The sequence below is a fragment of the Algibacter sp. R77976 genome (assembly GCF_044594645.1).
GTDB lineage: Bacteria > Bacteroidota > Bacteroidia > Flavobacteriales > Flavobacteriaceae > Algibacter_B.
On record NZ_CP138989.1, the window covers coordinates 2,864,961 to 2,887,105 of the forward strand.

Here is a 22,145-nt window from a genome sequence, read left to right on the forward strand (position 1 = left end):
ATTTTGTTACGGTGCTATGTATAACAAAGTAATAAATTAACATATTTTAACTATTCTAGATAAGAGGTAAGTAAGAAACAAGGTCGCTAATTAGTTTTAGGAACGGTTGTTGTTAAAGCATTATTAAATATTTTGATTAATACTGTGGTATTTATAAGAAAGAAATATATTTGAAAAATATTATGGCTCTAATACAAATTTTAAAATATAATAACTTAGTAAAGCTTTTTACTCTATTTATTTGCCTTATTAGCTTCTCGCTATCTACTCAAGCACAAATAGATAGTAAAAAGAAATCTACCGCCATTCCTGCTATTGAAAGCAAAAAGGATACAGCAGATATAAGTCCGTTAACACCTTCTAAACCTATTGAAAACGAAAATACTTTTGGAATGAATAGACCAAGGGTAGCACCTAGTCTTGACGCTCCAAAAAAGGAGTTTTCAATGTTTCCAGAAGAAGAATTTGGTAATCCTGGTGAATTGTATACCAAACAAATAGATAAAAATATTGAAGAATTAAAGCTTAATGAGAAAGAAGTAGCTTTAAGAAATGGGAGTAAAGTCGATCAATATTTAGGCGATTTTAAAACCAATTCTAAATTTGTAAATGTTGTTTACAGAGATCATGGTTATGTTGATGGCGACATTATCCAGGTGCGTGTTAACGACGATATTATTCATCCAAGAGTATTTTTAACAGGAGGCTTTAAAGGCTTTAAGCTTGATTTGCAAAAAGGGTTTAATAAAATAGATTTTGTTGCATTAAACCAAGGAGAATCTGGACCAAATACCGCAGAATTTAGGGTAGTTGACGATAAGGGCATCCTTGTTTCTCAAAACCAATGGAACCTAGCTACAGGTGTTAAAGCTACAATTATTGTAATGAAGGAGTAATATTTTTATTATCTTTGTTGTAAATATTGTTTTACGAAAAAGAATTACCACATAATTTTCTGTTTATTTATATCTGTTTTAGGGTTTTCACAATCACCACTATCAGGTGAATGGATTTTAGAATATTTGGTAATTGATAATACGACATATCATGTTCTCAATCTGGATGATGGACAAACCGATGACAATGGAGATCAAATTATTATAAATTTTAATGAATCCTCAAGTACTTTTTTTGATACATACGTTTGTAATACCATGGAAGGGCAATACGATTATGATGAAATTAACGGAAGAGCCTTTACAATTATTTCTACATCTACAACATTAGATACATGCAATAATTTAGGGAATTCAGATTTTGAAAATTTGTATTTTAGTTTCTTCCAGCCTTCTACCACATATAACTTTAGTATCGGTTGTTTACTTAGTGGAAGTTCATGCCAATTAGCTCTTTATTCTCCAAATGGAGATAGTGCCTTTTTCTGGAACGGTGAACTTTCAACAAGCAAAACTATAAAATCAATATTTTCAATTTATCCAAACCCTGTAGTTGATGAATTATCATTTTCTTCTTCTCAAAATTTAAAAAATTAAAAATTGAAATTGTTGACTTAGTCGGTAGGTTGAGGATATCAAAAATCTTGTCAAATGCTGAAACAATTAACGTTGAAAGCTTGTCAAAAGGCATGTATATTCTTTCAATAAAAGATGATTTAGGGAATACTACTTACTTTTAAGAAGTTTGTGAAAAATTAAGAAATTATCCCATCAATCATAGTCAATTCCTCTTCAGAAAAACTCAAACCATCTAAAGCTTTTACATTCTCTTTTAATTGATTAGAACTACTTGCACCAACTAAAACCGACGCTACTTGTGGTTGTCTTAATATCCAAGCAATAGCCATTTGCGATAGTTTTTGTCCGCGTTCTTTAGCGATAGCATTTAACTTTTGAATTTTATCCAAATTATCAGATACCGCCGCTTTATTTAAATACGTTAAATCTTTAGAAGCTCTAGAACCTTCAGGAATTCCATTAATATATTTATCCGTCAGCATACCTTGTGCCAATGGAGAAAAGGCAATACACCCAACACCATTTTTATCTAATGTTTCAAGAAGTCCATCTTCAACCCAACGATCAAACATAGAATATCTAGCTTGATGCAAAATGAAAGGCACTTTCAGTTCTTTTAAAAGTTTAGCTGCTTTTTGCGTATCCTCAGGACTGTAATTTGAAATTCCAACATATAATGCTTTTCCTTGGCGAACAATGTCTGCCAACGCTCCCATAGTTTCTTCTAACGGCGTATCTGGATCTGGTCTGTGATGATAAAAAATATCAACATAATCTAAACCCATACGTTTTAAACTTTGGTCTAAACTTGAAATTAAATATTTTCTTGAACCTAAATTACCATAAGGTCCTGGCCACATATCATAACCAGCTTTTGTAGCAATAAATAATTCATCTCTGTAAGGCTTAAAGTCTTTTTTAAATATAGTTCCGAAGTTTTCTTCTGCCGAACCGTAAGGTGGTCCATAATTATTTGCTAAATCAAAATGCGTAATACCTAAATCGAAAGCCGTTCTAAGAATGTCACGTCCGTTTTGGATTGGGTCTACAAAACCAAAATTATGCCATAACCCAATAGAAATTGCAGGTAAAAGCACACCACTTTTTCCTGAGCGCTTGTAAGTCATTGTATTGTATCTAGCATCGCTAGCTAAATAGTTTTTTACTTCAGATTTATCGTTAATTTGCATATCAAGTATTTTTTCTTTTCAAAAGTAAAGAAAACATTATAAGTTTCAATTGTATATTTCTTTGATTAATAACAAAAGATTGGTCGTTTTTTGTAAGAATTAAAATTAATAAATAAACCTTTAGTATAATTCCTTTAAAATTTTCGTTAAAAACATGCTGTAAAAACCCTTTAAAGGTGTTATTTTTGCACGTCGCAAAATTTAATATATGTCGAGTACGAAAGCAGAATTAGAATTAGAAGAAAGAGCAGAAGGCAAAAGTTTATATAGTTACCAAAAGGGAGCGATCGATAAAATTTTTACAGCTTTTGAAGAATCTCCAGCAGATTATCATTTACTTTATCAATTACCAACAGGTGGTGGTAAAACGGTTATTTTTTCTGAAATAGTTAGGCAGTATTTAAAGCATCACAAAAAGAAAGTGTTGGTAATGACACACCGTATAGAATTATGTAAGCAAACTTCAAACATGCTTACAGAATTTGGTGTAAATAATAAAGTAGTTGATAGTAAGGCAGATTTAAGCGATCAAGCAGATTATAGCTGTTTTGTAGCCATGGTTGAAACCTTAAACAATAGATTAAATGATGATAAACTAGATATTTCTGATATTGGTTTAGTAATTATTGATGAGGCACATTATAATTCGTTTACAAAGTTATTCAAGTTTTTTAGTCAGTCGTTTATTTTAGGGGTTACTGCAACACCTTTAAGCTCGAGTATTGAATTACCAATGACTGATAATTATGATGAATTAATTGTTGGTGAAAGTATAGAATCGCTTATTGAAAACGGTTTTTTGGCACGAGCAGAAATGTTTACTTATAACGTTGGATTAACCTCTTTGGTAGTAGGTGCGAATGGTGATTACACAGTTAAATCATCAGAAGACCTGTATACAGATAACGACATGTTATCTAAGCTATTACAAGCTTATGAGGAGCGTTGCAAAAATAAAAAAACGTTAATTTTTAATAATGGTATCACGACTTCTTTACATGTGTACGATACGTTTAAAAGAGCTGGTTATCCCATTGCACATTTAGACAATACAAATACTAAAAAAGAGCGTGCCATGATCTTAAAATGGTTTAAGAACACACCTGGAGCGATTTTATCTTCTGTTAGTATATTAACAACTGGTTTTGATGAGCCAACGGTTGAAAGTATTATTCTAAACAGAGCAACAAAATCGTTGACACTTTACTACCAAATGATTGGTCGTGGATCGCGTATTTTAAAAGATAAAAAATCATTTTCTGTTATCGATTTAGGTAACAACTTCCATAGGTTTGGTCCTTGGGGCGATGGTTTAGATTGGCAACGCATATTTAAATCGCCTACTTATTATTTAGATTCTATATTAACTGATGATGAATTAGAAAGCAATTTTAGATATGAAATGCCAGATGCTTTGCGTGCAGAATTTGCAAAATCTGAAGATGTGCATTTCGATATTCAAAAAACCTATGTAGATTCTATTAGAAATGGGGAGTCTTCAAAAGTTGTTTTAGAACGTTCTATTGAACAACACGGTAAAATTTGTATTGAAAACAGCGAAGATGTATACGATGCGCTAGCATTAGCAAAACAACTTGGTGACGATATAGACTTCAGAATACAACGTTACACCAAGTGCATCAGTAAAAGCACTTACAACTTCGTGGATTGGTTAAAGGGAGATTACCGTAAAAAACTAAATTCTTATTTGCGTCAAAATTTTGATGAAGTTTTTGAGGAGATTCATGGGTTTCCGCCTGAGGATTAGTGTTTATTAATGGTGTTTTTTTGAGTTTTTAGGAAATTGAAAATAACTTATAGTTTAATAGTTATTTAATTGTCTTTGTAAATAAAATCTTCTAAGTTTGTTTTATTAAATGATAAAACAAATTGAAATATTACTTTATTTTTTCAGTAAAGCATATTTACAATTTCAATTAAACTAAAAACATCGAAAATTAAACTAACAATGAAAAAACAGCTTTTATTTCTTTTAACTATAATCTTAAGTCTAAATTGTTTTTCGCAGATTTCTTTTGAAAAAGGATATTACATTGATAATAATAATCAAAAAACTAAATGTTTAATAAAAAATGCAGATTGGAAAAATAATCCAACTGAATTTGAATATAAACTCTTAGAAAATGGTGAATCGAAAATTGCAACAATAAAATCAATTAGCGAATTTGGTGTTGATAATATTTCAAAATATGTTAGAAGTACTGTAAATATTGATAGGTCAAGCAATTTAATTAAAAGTTTGAGTAATAAAAAAATGCCTGTTTTTAATCAAGACACTATTTTCTTAAAACTACTAATTGAAGGTAAGGCTAATTTATATGAATATATTGAAGGTAGCTTAATACGATATTTTTACAGTATAGATAATCTTAATATTGAGCAATTAATATATAAGAGGTATGAAACCGATCTAGGTCAAATAGGCATAAATAATAGATTTAGACAACAATTATGGACTGATTTAAAATGTTCAACATTTAAATTGAGTAAAATTGAAAATATCGATTATAAGAAACCAGATTTAATACGATTTTTTACTGATTACAGTAAATGTTATAATGATACCTTAATTAATTTTGAGCCAACAAAGAAAGTAGATATATTTAATCTAACAATAAGACCACGTATAACTAATTCATCATTAGAAATAGAACACGGCCTTACCGATACCAGAGATACTAATTTCGGTAATAAAAAAGGGGTTAGCCTTGGATTAGAAGCTGAGCTTATTTTACCATTTAATAATAATAAATGGGCTATAGCCCTAGAGCCTACCTTCCAAAGTTTTAAGGAAGAAAAAACTAATAGTGTAGGTACAAGAGATGAATTAGTAGCAAAAGTTAAGTACAAATCTATTGAAATCCCTTTAAGCATAAGACATTATTTCTTTCTCAATAACGATTCTAAACTGTTCATAAATGCATCTTACATATTTGATTTGAGTTCAAAATCTCAAATAGAATTTAAAAAAGACAACAATTCAAGTTTGAATTCATTAGATATTAAAAGTAAAAGCCCAAATTTAGGTTTTGGATTAGGCTATAAACAAAATGATAAATATAGTTTAGAAATTAGATATCAATTCGCTAGAGAAGTTTTATCAGATTATTTAGCTTGGGAAACGAAATATAAGAGTTTTTCAATAATATTTGGATATTCATTATTCTAAAGAACTATTTTGCTAAATTTTTGTGCACTTACGAAGGCTCTAGCGCACTTTTATTTGTCTGTGATTAGTTATTAAATTCACTACAAATCTTTTGATTTAAGGTTAATCGAACCACCCAAAAACGCTAATTTTTGGTTTTATAAAACAAAAGCTATCAAACACCCGCGTTAGGGATTGCAAAGGAAAGCCCTTAGCGAGGCAGGAGTGAGGACTTGTAACCTTTCGACTTCGCTCAAGTCAGGCTTCAGCCCGACCCTTTTCGGGTAACGCCCAAATACTTAATTCAACGCTTAATAACAGATTAATATACCGAAAGACTATTAATGAGTTGATTATTATAACTTCATGAAAATAAGGCGTATATTTACAGTCTATTAATCCAAAAAACCCAGTAGGAGTATTTAAAACTATGGCAAAATCGCAAGTCACATTTAACAAAATTGAAAAAGAAAAAAAACGCTTAAAGAAGAGAGAAGAAAAGCAAAAAAAGAAAGAGGCTCGAAGAGCTGAAGCTAAAGAAAACCCACAAGGAATTCAGTTTGCTTATGTAGATTTTAATGGTAATTTAACCGATACACCACCAGACCCAGCAATGCGCGAAAAGGTTGAAGCAGAGAGTATTGAGTTAGGCATCCCAAAGAAAGAAGATAGAGAAGAAGAAGAGCCTGCAAACAAAGAAGGAAAAGTATCTTTCTTTGACCATTCTAAAGGTTTTGGTTTTATTTTAGACAGTATAAACCAAGAAAAATATTTTGTTCATGTTAGTGGTTTACTTGAAGATATTGAGGAAAACGACAAAGTAACTTACGAGTTAGAGCGTGGCCAAAAAGGCATGAATGCCGTTAGAGTTAAGAAGATTTAAGAATTAGTTTCTAGGTTTATACTAGAGATATATTATACAAAAGGCTAAAATATGAGTGCATCGCGTAAAACGGTTCTTATTATTTTAGCCTTTTTTGCTGTTTATGTTATTTGGGGAGCCACTTATATGCTCAACAAAATTGCGGTTTCGCAATTACCTCCATTTTTTCTAGCCTCTGTAAGGTTCCTTATTGCTAGTATAATCATTTTTATTATTGCTAAATCGTTAGGTATTAGTCTTGCTATTACTAGAAAACAATTACTTAATGTTAGTATTGCAGGCTTACTGTTTTTAACTTTAGGAAACGGATTAGCGGTTGTAGCTTTAAAATATATTGATAGTGGTTTTGCAGCTTTAGAGATTTCGTCGCAGCCGTTAGTTGTTCTAATCATGATGCGTATTTTACTTGGGAAAAAGATTAAAACCATGTCTTTCATTGGCGTAGTTTTAGGTTTTATCGGCATATTTTTATTAGTAAGTCAAAAAGAAATTATTAGTAAAGACGGGCAAATATTAGGCATGGTGCTTATATTTATTTGTATGCTTTGCTGGGCATATGCTAGTATTTTTGTAGGCAAAGCAGACTTGCCTAAAAATCATTTTGTAAATACAGGTTACCAAATGCTTGCAGGTGGTATTATGCTTTGTATAGTGAGTTTGTGTTTAAATGAACCTTGGTCGTTACCAAATGTTTGGCAGAACAATGTAAAATGGTCTATGTTAGGGCTTATTTTATTTGGTAGTATAATAGCCTTTACTGCTTTTAATTATTTATTAAAGGAAGTATCTCCAGAAAAAGTGGCAACTTCAACGTATGTAAATCCTATTATAGCTTTAATTTTAGGTTGGTGGATTTTAGATGAATATATATCGCTACAATCTATAATAGCAGCAGCGGTTTTATTAACAGGTGTCTATTTTATTAATACCAAACGGCATTTTAAATTTAGAAGTATTGGACGTTAAACAAGCTATTAAATTCATGCTCATAAGCACATTAGCTTTTGCTTGTATGAACGCAACCGTAAAGTATTTAACACATATTAGTGCTTATCAAATCGTGTTTTTTAGATCGATAGGCTCTTTGTTTTTTACTTTTACTTTTCTATTAAAAAACAAAATACCTTTTTTAGGTAATAAGAGAAAATTACTAGTTTTACGGGGGCTTGTTGGTGTAGTATCGATGACACTATTTTTTATGTCTACAAAGTATTTAGCTATAGGAACAGCGGTTTCATTACGATATATGGGACCTATTTTTGCTGCCATTTTTGCTGTATTCTTATTAAAAGAAAAGGTAAAACCAATACAATGGCTGTTTTTTGCCATGGCATTTACTGGTGTTTTAATCTTAAAAGGGTTTGATACCGAAGTTAACTGGTTTGGCTTAATTTTAATTTTTATATCTGCCGTATTTATTGGCTTGGTTTATATTGTAATTAGTAAAATTGGCAAAGCCGATCATCCAGTTGTTGTAGTTAATTATTTTTTGGTTATTTCTACAATTGTTGGTGGCTTATTATCAATTAATAAATGGGTACAACCAGTAGGGAACGAATGGTTTTTATTAATGGGCTTAGGTGTATTTGGTTATTTTGGGCAAGTAAATATGACAAAAGCATTACAAGCAGCATCTACCACTCAAGTAGCTCCTCTTAAATATTTAGAGGTTATTTTCACATTGCTTTTTGGTGTTTTCCTTTTTAGTGAGATTTATACATTTTGGAGTTTACTGGGTATTGCTTTAATTATAACAGGTTTGGTTTTAAACATCAGATACAAAGGAAAAAAAACAACAAAATAATAAATTATAAAGGAAATTATAATTTGTAATTTTGTGGCCATTTATTCGAATAAATTATTTTCATGACATTCAAGAAACGAATTAATCATTATAGAAGAATAATAATGCGCAGTATTACCAAAAATATTGGTAGTGCGTATTCTGAACCAAAAAAAGGTGAGATTAATATCGCTGATATAAAACGGGTTTTAATAATAAGACCAAATCATCGTTTAGGAAACCAATTACTACTAACTCCTTTGGTACAAGAGGTTATTAACACATTTAAAGATTGTGAAATAGATTTATTTGTAAAAGGTGGGGTGGCACATCCTGTTTTTGAAAACTATACCCACATAAATAAAATTATTAAACTCCCTAAAAAGCCTTTCAATAATTTATTTCAATACGCAAAAAGTTGGATTTCAATAAAACGGAAATCTTATGACTTGGTTATTAATGGTGATAAAAACTCATCATCTGGACGTTTATTAACGCAAATGGCCAAAGGTAAAATTAAAGTTTTTGGTGATGTGCATGAAAGTATTCAATCTATTTATCAAGATCATCAGCATATTTCAAAATACCCTGTTTATAATTTAAGGTATTATCTAGCTAAAATAGGTTTATCTAATGAAAATACAAGCATGCCTATTTTAAATATAAAGCTAAATGAAACTGAGATAACAAACGGTAAAAACAAATTATTAGATATAGTTAAAAACGATAAGAAAACAATCTGTATTTATACTAATGCCACAGGTAAGAAGTGTTATTCAGAAGAATGGTGGGAAACGTTTTATAATAGGTTAAAAAACACCTATCCTAATTATAATATTATTGAAGTGCTTCCTATAGAGAATATTTCAAAAATAAATTTCAAAGCCCCACATTTTTATAGTCAAGATCTTAGAGAAATGGGAGCTATTATTCACAACACAAATGTTTTTATTGCAGCAGATAATGGTGTTATGCACTTAGCTAGTGCGTCTTTAACGCCTTGTGTTGGATTCTTCTCGGTTACCAACCCAAATATTTATGCACCTTATGGAAACGGAAGTGTAGCCCTGCATACCAACGAAACTAGTATTGATGATTGGTTTCAAGCTATAGATAAAATATTAAAATAAGGTTTCCTTAGAATTTAATAGAATTCATGTGTACATTACACCGAAGCATGCAACTTTAAACAGCAATTGTTTTTTAACAATCTATTAGCGAATAAATTAGTTAATATTTTATAAATTAGAGATTATCCATATTTTAAATCACGATGAAATCTAATTACATATTTATTTTTGCTTTTTTAATAACCTTATTCGCTTGTAAGTCTACTAAAATTTCGCAGAGTGAAATTGAGGCTTTTGAGACCTTGGTAGAAAACAAAAATTATAGAATAGAATCTGATATGGCACACCCTCAGGTAAGTAATGCTATGCAGCAGGTATTAAATTCTGGTATTTTACAAGGTGGAAGTTCCGCTAATGCTATAAGCTTAATAGGAAATTCTAATTTCTTAACAGTTTCTGGAGATAGTATTACATCTTACTTACCTTATTTTGGAGAAAGACAAATGAATATTGATTATAGTGGAGAGGATAGTGGTATTCAGCTTAAAGGACTATTAGAAAACTATAAAGCAATAAAAGGTAAAAATAATAGCTATAATATTTCATTTGGTGCAAAATCTAGATCGGAAAGCTTTAAAGTATTCATTACTTTATATCCTAATTTAAAAAGTAATTTACAAATTAATGGAAGTGGACGGTTTCCAATTTCTTATTCTGGACAAGTGGAAGCACTCAAAATAGAATAAGATTTTAACCTTTATGATGTTATTCATCTATTCATCGTGAAATTTTATAGTTCAAACGATTTTTTTGTTGTTCAAAAATGTATTTGATTAGTTTTGAGTGAATTAAAAACGTCCCCAAGATGAAAAATTTAATTAGCCTACTAAGTTTTATTTGTTTATTTCTTAGCTTTAGTATACTTCAAGCTCAAGAAAACACTGATACTTCTAAGAATTTCAAAAAAAGAAGTCCTATTTACGATTATTCTGAAAAACAACTTAATAACGTAGATACCATTCCCGATTTTGAGTCAAAATCACAAAAACTAAAAATTACAGGAACCATTTATGAAAATGATGGTGTCACTCCGGCTAAAAATGTCATGTTATTTATTCATCAAACAGATGAAAATGGAAACTTTGAATTGAAAAGACAAAATAAGAAACGCTACGTGCATCATAGAGGTTGGGTAAAAACGGATGCCGATGGCACATATACCTTTTATACATTTGTTCCAGGTAAATACATTTACAGCAACGAGTTGAAGCAAATTTTACCAATTGTAAAAGAACCAAACAAACCAGAATATAAAATTGAAACCTTTCTTTTTGATGATGACCCACAGTTAACTGGTAAGTGTCGCATTAAAGTTGAAGGAACAAATCCTAATCGAATTCTTAAATTAGATAAAAAAGAAGGTTTGTTTGTTGCAAAAAGAGATATTGTACTTGGCAAAGAAGAAACAGTAGCTTACTAATACTTCCTAATGTTACTAAAAATGTAACATGTTGCGTTTAATCCAAAAGAAAAAGCAAAAGATTAAATGCAGTAAAGATACAAGTTATCTAAATACAGAGACTTCAAGTTTTATAAAAGCTCATCAATTTTGATGGCTTTTTTTTTTATATTATATTTTGAGAAACTCATCTTAATTAATAATAAAAATCACTTATTACTCATTTAGCAAGAGACGTTTTCCATCTAATTTTTGAATATTTTAATCTCATATTTAAGTCTTTGCAATTAAAATAAACTCAAATTTTTGGGTTCCTCTGTTTACTTCGAAAAACTATTACGTTATAGTTAATAATTATTCTTAAAACATTTATATACATGACATCTGTCATATATATAAAAACAGTCTTGTTATAATTTTATCAAATATTAAAAGATAAAAATCATTTAAACATTTTAGTTATGAATATTTCGCATATCGAGCATTTAGGTATTGCAGTTGAAAACTTAGAAGACGCCATAAAATATTATGAGGACGTTTTAGGAATGAAATGTTATTCTATAGAAGAGGTTGTTGATCAGAAAGTGAAGACAGCTTTTTTTTTGGTAGGTAATACAAAAATCGAATTATTAGAAAGCACTTCTCCAGACGGGCCAATTGGTAAATTTATTGCTAAAAAAGGGCAAGGTATACATCATATAGCGTTTGCTGTAGATAATACTACAGACGCCTTAAAATTGGCAGAAGAAAGAGGGGTTACTTTAATTGATAAAACATCTAGAAAAGGTGCTGAAGGTTTAAATATAGGATTTTTACATCCAAAGTCTACAATGGGTGTGCTTACAGAACTGTGTTCAAAACAAGAATAAATTGAAATAATAGATATAGTTAAATAAAGAAAAATAATGGCAAATCAAGATAAAATTAATGAGCTCATTGAAAAAAGAGCTAAAGCAAAGTTGGGAGGCGGAGAAAAACGTATTGATTCTCAACATGCTAAAGGTAAATTAACAGCTCGTGAGCGTATAGATATTCTTTTGGACGATGACAGTTTTGAAGAATTTGACATGTTCGTTACACACAGAACAAAATCTTTTGGTTTAGATAAGCAAATATTTTTATCTGATGGTGTAGTAACTGGTCACGGAACGATAGACGGTAGAGTTGTATATTTATTTGCACAAGATTTTACGGTTTTTGGAGGTTCATTATCTGAAACTTACGCCTTAAAAATTTGTAAGGTAATGGATATGGCCATGAAGATTGGTGTTCCTGTTATAGGATTAAATGATTCTGGTGGTGCCCGTATTCAAGAGGGTGTAAGATCGTTAGCTGGTTATGCTGAGATTTTTCAACGAAATATAATGGCTTCAGGTGTTATTCCTCAAATTTCTTCAATATTAGGACCTTGTGCTGGTGGAGCAGTTTACTCTCCAGCATTAACAGATTTCACTATTATGACAGAAGAAACGAGTTACATGTTCGTAACTGGACCTAAAGTTGTAAAATCTGTAACTGGTGAGGTTGTATCAGCAGACCAACTAGGAGGTGCTAAAATTCATTCTACGCGTTCAGGTGTTTCACACTTCTTAGCAAAAGACGATGAGACTAACTTATTATTAATTCGTAAAATTTTAAGTTACATGCCTTCTAATAATTTAGAAGAAGCACCAATACTTCCATGTAATGATCCTATCGATAGGTTAGAGGATGCATTAAATGATATTATTCCAGAAAACCCTAATCAACCTTATGATATTGTTGATGTTATTTCAACTCTAGCAGATAACGGAGAGTTTACAGAAGTACATCGAAATTATGCAAGAAATATTGCTGTAGGTTTTGCAAGGTTTAATGGACGCCCAGTTGGTATTGTAGCTAACCAACCTAAATATTATGCTGGTGTTTTAGATATTGATGCTTCTAGAAAAGCAGCCAGATTTGTTCGTTTCTGCGATGCTTTCAATATTCCAATTGTAACACTAGTTGATGTGCCTGGGTTCTTACCTGGTACAGGTCAAGAATATGGTGGAATTATACTGCATGGTGCTAAATTATTATTTGCATATGGTGAAGCTACCGTACCAAAAGTAACTATTACATTGCGTAAATCTTATGGTGGAGCGCACGATGTAATGAGTTGTAAGCAACTTAGAGGTGATGTAAATTATGCATGGCCAACAGCAGAAATTGCAGTAATGGGTGCTAAAGGTGCCGTTGAAGTTTTAGAAGGATCTAATATTAGAAAAATTGAAGATGCCGACGAAAAACAAGAGTATATTGATAAAAAAGAAGATGAATATACTGAGAGATTCGCCAACCCATATCAAGCAGCAAAATATGGATTTATTGATGATGTAATCGAACCAAGAAACACACGTTTCAGAATCATTAGAGCTTTACAATTACTTCAGAATAAAAAAGATATTAACCCACCAAAAAAACACTCAAATATCCCACTATAATGACACATATACTATTATACACAGATCCAATAAGCGAAGGATACGTTATACTAATTACCGGATTATTAATTGTTTTTAGTGCCTTGGTAATACTTGCAGTTTTCTTTAATTATGGATTACCAGTTATGCTTTATGTCTATAAGATAATTACTAAAGGAAAAGACAAAAAGATTAGCGAAATAAAGGTTAAAGGCGACAGTACTTTTACAGGAGAAATATCGGCTGTAATTGGTGCTTCAATTCACATGTATCTAAGCGAACAACATGATGTTGAAAGTGGCATATTAACCATAAAGGAAGTTAAAAAAGCATATTCACCTTGGAGTTCTAAAATATATGGAATTCAAAATAGATTATAAAATATGAAAAGTTATAAATTTAAAGTCAACGAAAACGGTTATACTGTTAATATAAAATCACATGAAGATAATGTGATTAATTTAGAGGTCAATGGGACATCTTTCGATGTAATAATGAGCAATGAAATTAAAAAAACTAAAACACCAAGATTAGTTCGTTCTGCATCAAAACAACCTTCAGCGCCTTTACAAACAACTCCAAAATCGGCAAAAACTAAAATTATAGCACCAATACCTGGTACTATATTATCTTTAAATGTTAAGGTTGGAGATACTATTAAAGAAAACGATTTATTATTAGTGCTAGAAGCAATGAAAATGGAGAATAATATTACTGCAGAAAAATCTGGAGTGGTAGCATCAATACAGGTTGAAGTAGGACAGCAAGTGTTGCAAGATGCTGTATTGATTGAATTAGAATAATACTTTTTAAATTATTCTATAAAGAAAACTAATCATTATTTAAAATTAAAAAATGAAGAAACTTATTATAGTATTTAGCGCTATATCATTGCTCGTTTTTATTAGACCAGTACTTGGATTAGGCGCAAATATGAACGGAACTAATTCCTCTGTATCAACGGCACAAATTGAGATTACAGAAGGTGAAAGTATTGTAGATGAAGCCATAGATGGCATAAAAACGTTTTACAGTTATACTGGATTTGCAAATTCATCTTCAGGAAATGTCATTATGATTTTGATAGGTATCGTTTTTATCTATTTAGGTATAAAATACGATTACGAGCCCTTATTATTAATCCCAATTGGTACGGGTGTTATTCTAGGTAATATACCTTTTGTAGCAGGCAATCAAACAGGTATTTATGAAACAGGGTCTGTTTTAAATTATCTGTATTTTGGAGTAGTAAAAGGTGTTTATCCACCATTAATATTCTTAGGTATTGGTGCTATGACCGATTTTTCATCGCTAATAGCAAACCCAAAATTAATGCTTTTAGGAGGTGCAGCCCAAATTGGTGTATTTGCCACCTTTTTAGGAGCCCTTTATTTAGGATTTGCACTTCCTGAGGCTGGTGCAATAGGAATTATTGGTGGTGCAGATGGACCAACAGCCATATTCTTATCATCCAAATTAGCAAACGGAATAAACATCATGCCAGATGGTACGACCGTTAAAAACTTAATTGGCCCAATTGCAATTGCTGCCTATTCATACATGGCATTAGTACCTGTAATTCAGCCACCATTAATGCGTATGCTAATTTCAAAGAAAGATAGAAAAATTAAAATGAAACCACCAAGAGCGGTAACTCAAAAGGAGAAAATGATTTTCCCTGTTGTGGCTTTAATTTTAACCTTATTTATCTCTCCAAGTGCATTACCACTATTAGGTATGTTATTTTTCGGGAACTTATTAAAAGAATCTGGAAGAACAGAACGATTAGCAGACACCGCAAGAACTAAATTAATTGACATTGTAACTATTCTATTAGGTGTAACCGTAGGTGCTTCAACGCAAGCCGATATCTTTATAACTAAAGATTCTATGTTAATATTTGGACTAGGAGCAATATCATTTGTAATCGCTACTTGTGGAGGTTTATTATTTGCTAAATTCATGAACTTATTTCTAAAAGGTGATAATAAAATTAATCCATTAATTGGTGCAGCAGGAGTTTCGGCCGTGCCAGATAGTGCGAGAGTAGTACACCATGAAGCTTTAAAATCAGATCCTCATAACTATTTGCTTATGCATGCTATGGCACCAAATGTTTCTGGAGTTATTGGCTCTGCAATTGCAGCAGGTATTATCCTAAGTTTTTTAGGTTAATATATAATTAGGACAATTAAATATAACAAAATGAAAATACCAAATTCAATGACTGCAGGTGAAGCAGTTAAACTTATAAAATCGGGAGATAGAGTATTGATTCAAGGTGGTTCTGCAACTCCTCAAGCTTTAATAAAAGCTATGGTTGCAAGAGCTCCAGAGTTAAAAAATGTAGAATTAGTACACTTGCATACTGAAGGAGAATGCGGATATACTAACCCTGAGTTAAGAGAGAGCTTTTATACCAACGCTTTTTTTATTGGTGGTAACATTCGTAAAAACATTGGAGACACAGCAGATTATATTCCAATTTTCTTAAGCGATATTCCAAGTTTATTCCGCCAAGGATATATGGATTTAGATGTAGTAATGGTAAACGTTTCTCCACCAGACAAACATGGTTTTTGTTCATTAGGAGTTTCTGTAGATATTGTAATTTCTGGTATTGAACAAGGTAAAAAGGTAATTGCACAAATTAACCCTTTAATGCCTCGTACATTTGGAGACGCTCAAATTAACATTAGCAACTTTGATGCTTGTGTAGAAATAGAAGAGAAAATTTACGAAATGCCTTTTGTACACCCAACAGAAATAGAAAGTGCTATTGGTAAAAATATTGCTGAAATTATAGACGATGGTTCTACATTACAAATGGGAATTGGAGGTATTCCAAATGCTGTTTTAACATTCTTACACAACCACAAAAACTTAGGTGTACATACTGAAATGTTTGCTGAAGGCATTGTTGATTTAGTAGAAAAAGGAATTGTAAATGGTTCTCAGAAAAAGGTAAACCCTTACAAAATCGTATCAGGTTTTGCTATGGGTACTCGCCGTTTATACGATTTTATGGATGACAATCCAGAAATTGAAATGAGAGATATTGCATATGTAAATGATACCGCAGTAATACGCCAAAACCCAAAAGTAACAGCAATTAATTCTGCTATTGAAGTAGATTTAACTGGTCAAATTTGTGCAGATTCAATTGGCACGAGAATGTTCTCTGGTGTTGGTGGTCAAATGGACTTTATGCGTGGTGCGGCATTATCCGATGGAGGAAAACCTATTTGTGCTATTACTTCAACAACTGCTAAAGGTGTTTCTAAAATTACGCCAACCTTAAAGCCTGGTGCCGGTGTTGTAACAACTCGTGCACATGCTCGTTTTGTAGCAACAGAATATGGTGTAGCTGAGTTATTTGGAAAAAGTCTAAAACAAAGAGCTATTGCTTTAAGAGATATTGCTCACCCTGATGCAAGAGAAGAACTAGATCAAGCTATTTTTGAAAGATTTGGAAGTAGTTTAATGGTAAAATAAAAATATTGAAATTAGAGTTCTAAAAATTGTAACTTTTAGAACTCTAATTATTCTAAAATAAAATAAATTCACACAATAATGAGCGATAATAATAAAGCACTTTTTTCTGAATTCCCTTCAGTTTCTACTGAACAATGGATGGAAAGAGTGACCGCAGATTTAAAAGGAGCTGATTTTGATAAAAAACTAGTTTGGAAAAACTTAACTGGCATTAATATTAAGCCTTGTTATTCTGCTGTAGATAAAATAGAAAAGCTTCAAAATACAGGAGAAAATTCACAAGCTTTAGTAAACTACAGAAATATTACTGTTACTTCTGCTAAAAACGGTAATAAACTGGCTATTAAAGCTGTGGAAGAAGGAATGAACGGAATCATTTTCACTTTAGAAGAAAATGTTGCTGTTTCTGAACTTTTAACCGGAATAGATTTAAATAAAATTTCTGTTTCATTTGAAATGACTTCTAACGCTGTTGCTTTTGTTACAGATTTAGTTGCTTTTGCAAAAGATGCAGATTTAAAAGGATACATTAACACAGGGATAATTTCTAATTACGTAACAACTGGTTCTTTTGATGAAAGTCAAATTGATGTTGCTGCAGAATTAGTAAAATTAACTGCAAATTATCCTAACTTTAAAGCCATCACAGTTTCTGGAACTGAATATTTAGATTCAGGTGCAAACCAAGTTCAAGAAATTGCTTATACATTAAACTCTTTAGTTTTCTTAATTGAAAAACTTTCGGTAAAAGGTGTTGAAGTTCAAGCTATCTTTAACAACTTAAACTTTAAATTAGCTGTTGGCTTAGAATACTTTATTGAAATAGGTAAATTTAGAGCATTCAATAGTTTATTAGCAGAAGTTGCTGCAAAATACGGCGTTGCTGAAGTAGCAAACACTATTACAGCGAAAACTTCAATCTGGAGTAAATCTGTAACAGATGCTGAGACTAACTTATTACGTTGTACAACAGAAGCCATGTCTGCTATATTAGGAAATGTAGATGCAGTTTTAATTGATGCATACGATAAAGAGTTTAAAAATCCTTCAGATTTCTCAAGCAGAATTGCTGGAAACATTACAACTATTTTAAGAGAAGAATCTTACTTTGGTAAAGTATCAAATCCAGTTGATGGATCTTACTATGTTGAAGAAGTAACTTCAAAAATAGCTGAAAAAGCATTAGAATTATTCCAAGCTATTGAGGCCGATGGTGGATTCTTTACTGCTTTTGAAAACGAAACAATTCAAGCTCAAATTGCTGAAATTCGTTTGAAAAAATTAAAATTAATTAGTCAACGTAGAACTCCAATGGTAGGTATTAACAAATACCCTAACTTAATGGAAACTGTTGCTGCTGATTTACTTTCAGAAGGTGCTACTAACAATTCAAAAGTATTAACTCCTAGAAGAGCTTCTTTAGAAATTGAAGCTATGCGTAGAAAAACTGAACAATTAGTTGCAGAAACTAATGTTAGACCAATAGTTCAATTAGCTAGTTACGGAAACTTAAATATGCGTAAAGCAAGAGCTGCTTTTGCTTACGATTTTATTGGTGTTAGCGGATTTGACGTTCATCAAGAAGAAAGTTTCGAAAGTGCTGCAGTTGCTGCTAAAGAAAGTGCAAATTCAGACGCTCACGTAGTTGTTATTTGTAGTTCTGATCAGGATTATGACGAAACTGCTGTTGACTTTATAAAAGCATTTAGAGCTATTAATACTAACAAAGTATTATTGTTAGCTGGTGCTCCAAAAAATATGGACGAGTTAACTGAAGCTGGTTTAGATGGTGTTGTTAATATGAGAACAGATGTTCTTGTTACACTTGCTAGTATTCAAGAAAAAGTTCAAAAAACCTTAAAATCTTAAGAAGTATGAAACCAGATTTTTCAGATATAAAATTAAACTCAGCTGTTAAGCAAACAGCTGCAACTTCAGAGAATCAAGACGTTTGGAATACTCCTGAAGGAATCCCTGTAAAAAAACAATTTTCAAAAGAAGATATTTCAAAAGCAGAACATTTAGGTTACGCTGCTGGTGTACCACCATTTTTAAGAGGCCCATATAGTGCAATGTACGCTATGCGCCCTTGGACGGTTCGTCAATACGCAGGTTTCTCAACTGCCGAAGAGTCAAATGCTTTTTACAGAAGAAACTTAGCTGCAGGTCAAAAAGGGCTTTCAGTTGCTTTTGATTTAGCTACACACCGTGGATACGATTCAGATCACCCACGTGTAACTGGTGATGTTGGTAAAGCTGGTGTTGCCATAGATTCTATTTTAGATATGGAAATTTTATTTGATCAAATTCCATTAGATAAAATGTCTGTTTCTATGACAATGAACGGTGCTGTATTACCAATTATGGCCTTTTATATTGCGGCTGCAAGAAAACAAGGTGTTTCTTTAGATAAACTTTCTGGAACCATTCAGAATGATATTTTAAAAGAATTTATGGTGCGTAACACATACATTTACCCACCGGCGCCATCAATGAAAATTATTGGAGATATTTTTGATTATACAACCCAAAATATGCCAAAGTTTAACTCAATTTCTATCTCTGGTTACCATATGCAAGAAGCTGGTGCTACTGCAGATATTGAATTGGCTTATACATTAGCAGATGGTATGGAGTACATTAGAACTGGATTAAAATCTGGTTTAAAAATTGATGAATTTGCTCCTCGTTTATCATTCTTCTGGGCAGTTGGTATGAATCACTTTATGGAAATTGCTAAAATGCGTGCTGCACGTATGTTATGGGCAAAAATTATAAAATCATTTAACCCAAAAAATCCGAAATCGATGGCATTGCGTACGCATAGTCAAACTTCAGGATGGAGTTTAAGTGAGCAAGATCCTTTTAACAACGTAGCTAGAACTTGTATCGAAGCTATGGCTGCTGGTTTTGGTGGAACGCAATCTTTACACACAAATGCATTGGATGAAGCAATTGCTTTACCAACAGATTTCTCTGCAAGAATTGCACGTAACACGCAAATCTTTATTCAAGATGAAACACAGATGACTAAATCTGTTGATCCTTGGGCTGGTTCTTATTATGTTGAATATTTAACACAAGAGATTGCTAAAAAAGCTTGGAAATTAATTGAAGAAGTTGAAGAACTTGGAGGCATGGCAAAAGCTATTGAAACTGGAGTTCCAAAATTACGTATTGAAGAAGCTTCGGCTCGAAAACAAGCTCGTTTAGATTCTGGACAAGATATTTTGGTTGGAGTAAATAAGTTTAAAACGACTGAAAAATCGAACATTGAAATTTTAGAAGTCGATAATACGGTTGTAAGAGATTCTCAAATAGCGCGTTTAAATAAAATGAAAGCTGAGCGTAATTCTGAAGTTGTTGCAGCGAAACTTAAAGCATTAGAAGACTGTGCTGGTGGAGCTAAAGGTAATTTATTAGAATTAGCTGTTGAAGCTGCAGAAAATTTTGCTACTTTAGGCGAAATATCAGATGCTTTAGAAGTTCATTTTGGCAGACATAAAGCAGATACTAAATTAATAAGTGGTGTGTATGGAAAAGAAGTAAATAATGATAGTACGTTTGCTCAAGCGCAAAGTATGACTGATAAATTCTCAGAAATTGAAGGTCGTCGTCCAAGAGTTATGATTGCAAAGATGGGTCAAGATGGGCATGATAGAGGTGCAAAAGTAGTTGCTTCTAGTTTTGCAGATTTAGGTTTTGATGTAGATATGGGAGGTTTATTCCAAACTCCAGAAGAAGTTGCAAAACAAGCTGTAGAAAACGACGTGCATTTTGTTGGAGCATCTAGTTTAGCCGCTGGTCATAAAACTCTGATTCCTCAATTAATTGGTGAATTAGAAAAATTAGGACGACCAGATATTATGGTTTTCGCTGGAGGTGTAATCCCTGAACAAGATTATGATTATTTATTAGAAAGAAAAGTAGCCGCTATTTTTGGTCCTGGAACTGTAATTTCGGAGGCAGCTATTAATATTATGGAAAAATATTTAGAGCAAGAATAAGTTCTAATTAACACTATAAAAAAGCCCAAACATTTAATTGTTTGGGCTTTTTTATGTTTAAACTATTTGGTTATTCTATTTATCAAACTTCATTAGAATAATTTTTATTTTCAAACGAGTTTTTAAATTTGTCTATGATTTGTTGAGCGGCTTTAACAGGTGAGATTTTAGAAGCAACAATACCTTTTTCTAATGTAGAAAGTTCACTTTTAATATTTTTTGAACCATAAAACAATTGTTTTAATTCTTCATTAATATTATTGTACATCCATTTTATTTGTTGATGATTTCTGTTTTTTAAAAAATAACCATTTTTATCAACCAACGTTTTATATTTTAAAATTTGTTTCCAAACATTAGAAATCCCAATGCTTTTTATAGCCGAGGCTGTAGTTACTACAGGGCTCCATCCAGATTCTGAAAGCGGAAAAATATGCAATGCGTTTTGATATTGTCTCTGTGCAATTTTACTCATGGTAATATTATCGCCATCTGCCTTATTAATTACCACCAAATCTGCCATTTCCATGATACCTTTTTTAATACCTTGCAATTCATCACCAGCACCAGAAAGCATTAATAACAAAAAGAAATCAGTCATACCATGTACAGCAGTTTCAGACTGTCCAACACCAACGGTTTCTATTAAAACAACATCGTAACCAGCGGCTTCACAAAGCAACATAGTTTCACCAGTTTTATTAGCAACTCCTCCTAAAGTATCACCAGAAGCAGAAGGTCTAATGTATGCCTCTTGTAAATTGGCTAATTCTTCCATTCTAGTTTTATCACCCAATATACTTCCTTTAGAGCGCTGACTACTTGGATCTATTGATAATATTGCGACTTTATGTCCTTTTTTTACTAAATGCAATCCAAAGGCTTCTATAAACGTACTTTTTCCAACTCCCGGAACGCCTGTTATTCCTATACGGATTGATTTTCCTGAATGTGGTAATATGCCTTGAACAATTTCTTTAGCTAATATTTTATCAGATTCTAGATTACTTTCTATGACCGTTATAGCTCGAGATAAAATAACGCGATCTCCACTTAAAACACCATCTATATAAGCCTGAGTAGTTAATCTGTTTTTGGGTTTGTAGTTTTTCATTTTAGAGTTAGAAAGCTAAGGTTTATATAGAAATTTCTGTTCTAACAAAGATACTC

General features: G+C 31.8%; 21 protein-coding genes. 19 read left to right on the forward strand and 2 right to left on the reverse strand.

Annotated features, from left to right (window positions below):
* Window positions 1-182 precede the first annotated feature (182 nt).
* The 3 genes from SJY43_RS12185 (at window position 183) to SJY43_RS12195 (ending at window position 1,636) form a co-directional block, all read left to right on the forward strand.
* A complete protein-coding gene (locus SJY43_RS12185; protein WP_396601020.1) occupies window positions 183-896 on the forward strand; it encodes a hypothetical protein in 714 nt (237 codons plus the stop codon).
* Window positions 897-1,022: 126 nt separating this feature from the next.
* Window positions 1,023-1,493 carry an META domain-containing protein gene (locus SJY43_RS12190; protein ID WP_396601021.1) on the forward strand — a complete coding sequence of 157 codons (471 nt, stop codon included), beginning with the start codon at window positions 1,023-1,025 and terminating at the stop codon, window positions 1,491-1,493.
* Window positions 1,494-1,501: 8 nt separating this feature from the next.
* A complete protein-coding gene (locus tag SJY43_RS12195) occupies window positions 1,502-1,636 on the forward strand; it encodes a T9SS type A sorting domain-containing protein (RefSeq protein WP_396603409.1) in 135 nt (44 codons plus the stop codon).
* Window positions 1,637-1,651: 15 nt separating this feature from the next.
* Here the strand turns inward: SJY43_RS12195 and mgrA are convergent, their stop codons facing one another.
* Complete coding sequence (gene mgrA, locus SJY43_RS12200) at window positions 1,652-2,665, reverse strand: L-glyceraldehyde 3-phosphate reductase (RefSeq protein ID WP_396601022.1); 1,014 nt, start codon at window positions 2,663-2,665, stop codon at window positions 1,652-1,654.
* A gap of 208 nt (window positions 2,666-2,873) precedes the next feature.
* On the opposite strand from mgrA, the gene SJY43_RS12205 reads away from it, so the two are divergent.
* The 16 genes from SJY43_RS12205 (at window position 2,874) to scpA (ending at window position 20,975) form a co-directional block, all read left to right on the forward strand.
* A complete protein-coding gene (locus tag SJY43_RS12205) occupies window positions 2,874-4,433 on the forward strand; it encodes a DEAD/DEAH box helicase (protein WP_396601023.1) in 1,560 nt (519 codons plus the stop codon).
* 201 nt (window positions 4,434-4,634) lie between these two features.
* The gene (locus SJY43_RS12210) at window positions 4,635-5,855 is read left to right on the forward strand and encodes an outer membrane beta-barrel protein (RefSeq protein WP_396601024.1); all 1,221 of its coding nucleotides are present in this window, start codon (window positions 4,635-4,637) and stop codon (window positions 5,853-5,855) included.
* A 409-nt stretch (window positions 5,856-6,264) separates the two neighbouring features.
* The gene (locus SJY43_RS12215; protein WP_396601025.1) at window positions 6,265-6,717 is read left to right on the forward strand and encodes a cold-shock protein; all 453 of its coding nucleotides are present in this window, start codon (window positions 6,265-6,267) and stop codon (window positions 6,715-6,717) included.
* 51 nt (window positions 6,718-6,768) lie between these two features.
* Window positions 6,769-7,683, forward strand: coding sequence for an EamA family transporter (locus SJY43_RS12220; protein WP_396601026.1), 915 nt, complete (start codon window positions 6,769-6,771; stop codon window positions 7,681-7,683).
* 16 nt (window positions 7,684-7,699) lie between these two features.
* Window positions 7,700-8,521, forward strand: a complete 822-nt coding sequence (locus SJY43_RS12225) for a DMT family transporter (RefSeq protein WP_396603410.1) — start codon at window positions 7,700-7,702, stop codon at window positions 8,519-8,521.
* A gap of 62 nt (window positions 8,522-8,583) precedes the next feature.
* Complete coding sequence (locus SJY43_RS12230; RefSeq protein WP_396601027.1) at window positions 8,584-9,630, forward strand: glycosyltransferase family 9 protein; 1,047 nt, start codon at window positions 8,584-8,586, stop codon at window positions 9,628-9,630.
* A 143-nt stretch (window positions 9,631-9,773) separates the two neighbouring features.
* Window positions 9,774-10,316, forward strand: a complete 543-nt coding sequence (locus SJY43_RS12235) for a DUF4251 domain-containing protein (protein WP_396601028.1) — start codon at window positions 9,774-9,776, stop codon at window positions 10,314-10,316.
* Between the two features lie 119 nt (window positions 10,317-10,435).
* On the forward strand, window positions 10,436-11,050 hold the full coding sequence (locus SJY43_RS12240) for a hypothetical protein (protein WP_396601029.1): 615 nt from the start codon (window positions 10,436-10,438) through the stop codon (window positions 11,048-11,050).
* Between the two features lie 440 nt (window positions 11,051-11,490).
* A complete protein-coding gene (mce, locus tag SJY43_RS12245; protein WP_396601030.1) occupies window positions 11,491-11,898 on the forward strand; it encodes a methylmalonyl-CoA epimerase in 408 nt (135 codons plus the stop codon).
* A 36-nt stretch (window positions 11,899-11,934) separates the two neighbouring features.
* The gene (locus SJY43_RS12250; RefSeq protein WP_396601031.1) at window positions 11,935-13,494 is read left to right on the forward strand and encodes an acyl-CoA carboxylase subunit beta; all 1,560 of its coding nucleotides are present in this window, start codon (window positions 11,935-11,937) and stop codon (window positions 13,492-13,494) included.
* Window positions 13,494-13,853 carry an OadG family protein gene (locus SJY43_RS12255; protein ID WP_396601032.1) on the forward strand — a complete coding sequence of 120 codons (360 nt, stop codon included), beginning with the start codon at window positions 13,494-13,496 and terminating at the stop codon, window positions 13,851-13,853. Before SJY43_RS12250 ends, SJY43_RS12255 begins: the two co-directional genes overlap by 1 nt.
* Before the next feature lie 3 nt (window positions 13,854-13,856).
* Complete coding sequence (locus SJY43_RS12260) at window positions 13,857-14,276, forward strand: acetyl-CoA carboxylase biotin carboxyl carrier protein subunit (protein ID WP_396601033.1); 420 nt, start codon at window positions 13,857-13,859, stop codon at window positions 14,274-14,276.
* Window positions 14,277-14,328: 52 nt separating this feature from the next.
* Window positions 14,329-15,648, forward strand: a complete 1,320-nt coding sequence (locus SJY43_RS12265; RefSeq protein WP_396601034.1) for a sodium ion-translocating decarboxylase subunit beta — start codon at window positions 14,329-14,331, stop codon at window positions 15,646-15,648.
* Window positions 15,649-15,678: 30 nt separating this feature from the next.
* Window positions 15,679-16,968, forward strand: coding sequence for an acetyl-CoA hydrolase/transferase family protein (locus SJY43_RS12270; protein WP_396601035.1), 1,290 nt, complete (start codon window positions 15,679-15,681; stop codon window positions 16,966-16,968).
* Window positions 16,969-17,046: 78 nt separating this feature from the next.
* Window positions 17,047-18,837, forward strand: a complete 1,791-nt coding sequence (locus SJY43_RS12275; protein WP_396601036.1) for a methylmalonyl-CoA mutase family protein — start codon at window positions 17,047-17,049, stop codon at window positions 18,835-18,837.
* A 5-nt stretch (window positions 18,838-18,842) separates the two neighbouring features.
* The gene (scpA, locus tag SJY43_RS12280; RefSeq protein ID WP_396601037.1) at window positions 18,843-20,975 is read left to right on the forward strand and encodes a methylmalonyl-CoA mutase; all 2,133 of its coding nucleotides are present in this window, start codon (window positions 18,843-18,845) and stop codon (window positions 20,973-20,975) included.
* 82 nt (window positions 20,976-21,057) lie between these two features.
* On the opposite strand, the gene meaB is transcribed toward scpA, so the two are convergent.
* Window positions 21,058-22,089: a methylmalonyl Co-A mutase-associated GTPase MeaB gene (meaB, locus tag SJY43_RS12285; protein ID WP_396601038.1), complete on the reverse strand. Its 1,032-nt coding sequence runs from the start codon at window positions 22,087-22,089 to the stop codon at window positions 21,058-21,060.
* Between the last annotated feature and the right edge of the window lie 56 nt (window positions 22,090-22,145).

Excerpts from the sequence above, each read along its gene's own strand:
- mgrA (WP_396601022.1), bottom strand. The coding sequence starts at position 2,665 with ATGCAAATTAACGATAAATCTGAAGTAAAAAACTATTTAGCTAGCGAT.
- SJY43_RS12265 (WP_396601034.1), top strand. The coding sequence starts at position 14,329 with ATGAAGAAACTTATTATAGTATTTAGCGCTATATCATTGCTCGTTTTT.
- SJY43_RS12275 (WP_396601036.1), top strand. The coding sequence starts at position 17,047 with ATGAGCGATAATAATAAAGCACTTTTTTCTGAATTCCCTTCAGTTTCT.
- SJY43_RS12235 (WP_396601028.1), top strand. The coding sequence starts at position 9,774 with ATGAAATCTAATTACATATTTATTTTTGCTTTTTTAATAACCTTATTC.
- SJY43_RS12250 (WP_396601031.1), top strand. The coding sequence starts at position 11,935 with ATGGCAAATCAAGATAAAATTAATGAGCTCATTGAAAAAAGAGCTAAA.
- SJY43_RS12215 (WP_396601025.1), top strand. The coding sequence starts at position 6,265 with ATGGCAAAATCGCAAGTCACATTTAACAAAATTGAAAAAGAAAAAAAA.
- SJY43_RS12260 (WP_396601033.1), top strand. The coding sequence starts at position 13,857 with ATGAAAAGTTATAAATTTAAAGTCAACGAAAACGGTTATACTGTTAAT.
- SJY43_RS12185 (WP_396601020.1), top strand. The coding sequence starts at position 183 with ATGGCTCTAATACAAATTTTAAAATATAATAACTTAGTAAAGCTTTTT.
- SJY43_RS12225 (WP_396603410.1), top strand. The coding sequence starts at position 7,700 with ATGCTCATAAGCACATTAGCTTTTGCTTGTATGAACGCAACCGTAAAG.
- SJY43_RS12240 (WP_396601029.1), top strand. The coding sequence starts at position 10,436 with ATGAAAAATTTAATTAGCCTACTAAGTTTTATTTGTTTATTTCTTAGC.
- SJY43_RS12230 (WP_396601027.1), top strand. The coding sequence starts at position 8,584 with ATGACATTCAAGAAACGAATTAATCATTATAGAAGAATAATAATGCGC.
- meaB (WP_396601038.1), bottom strand. The coding sequence starts at position 22,089 with ATGAAAAACTACAAACCCAAAAACAGATTAACTACTCAGGCTTATATA.
- SJY43_RS12270 (WP_396601035.1), top strand. The coding sequence starts at position 15,679 with ATGAAAATACCAAATTCAATGACTGCAGGTGAAGCAGTTAAACTTATA.
- SJY43_RS12210 (WP_396601024.1), top strand. The coding sequence starts at position 4,635 with ATGAAAAAACAGCTTTTATTTCTTTTAACTATAATCTTAAGTCTAAAT.
- SJY43_RS12205 (WP_396601023.1), top strand. The coding sequence starts at position 2,874 with ATGTCGAGTACGAAAGCAGAATTAGAATTAGAAGAAAGAGCAGAAGGC.
- mce (WP_396601030.1), top strand. The coding sequence starts at position 11,491 with ATGAATATTTCGCATATCGAGCATTTAGGTATTGCAGTTGAAAACTTA.
- scpA (WP_396601037.1), top strand. The coding sequence starts at position 18,843 with ATGAAACCAGATTTTTCAGATATAAAATTAAACTCAGCTGTTAAGCAA.
- SJY43_RS12255 (WP_396601032.1), top strand. The coding sequence starts at position 13,494 with ATGACACATATACTATTATACACAGATCCAATAAGCGAAGGATACGTT.
- SJY43_RS12220 (WP_396601026.1), top strand. The coding sequence starts at position 6,769 with ATGAGTGCATCGCGTAAAACGGTTCTTATTATTTTAGCCTTTTTTGCT.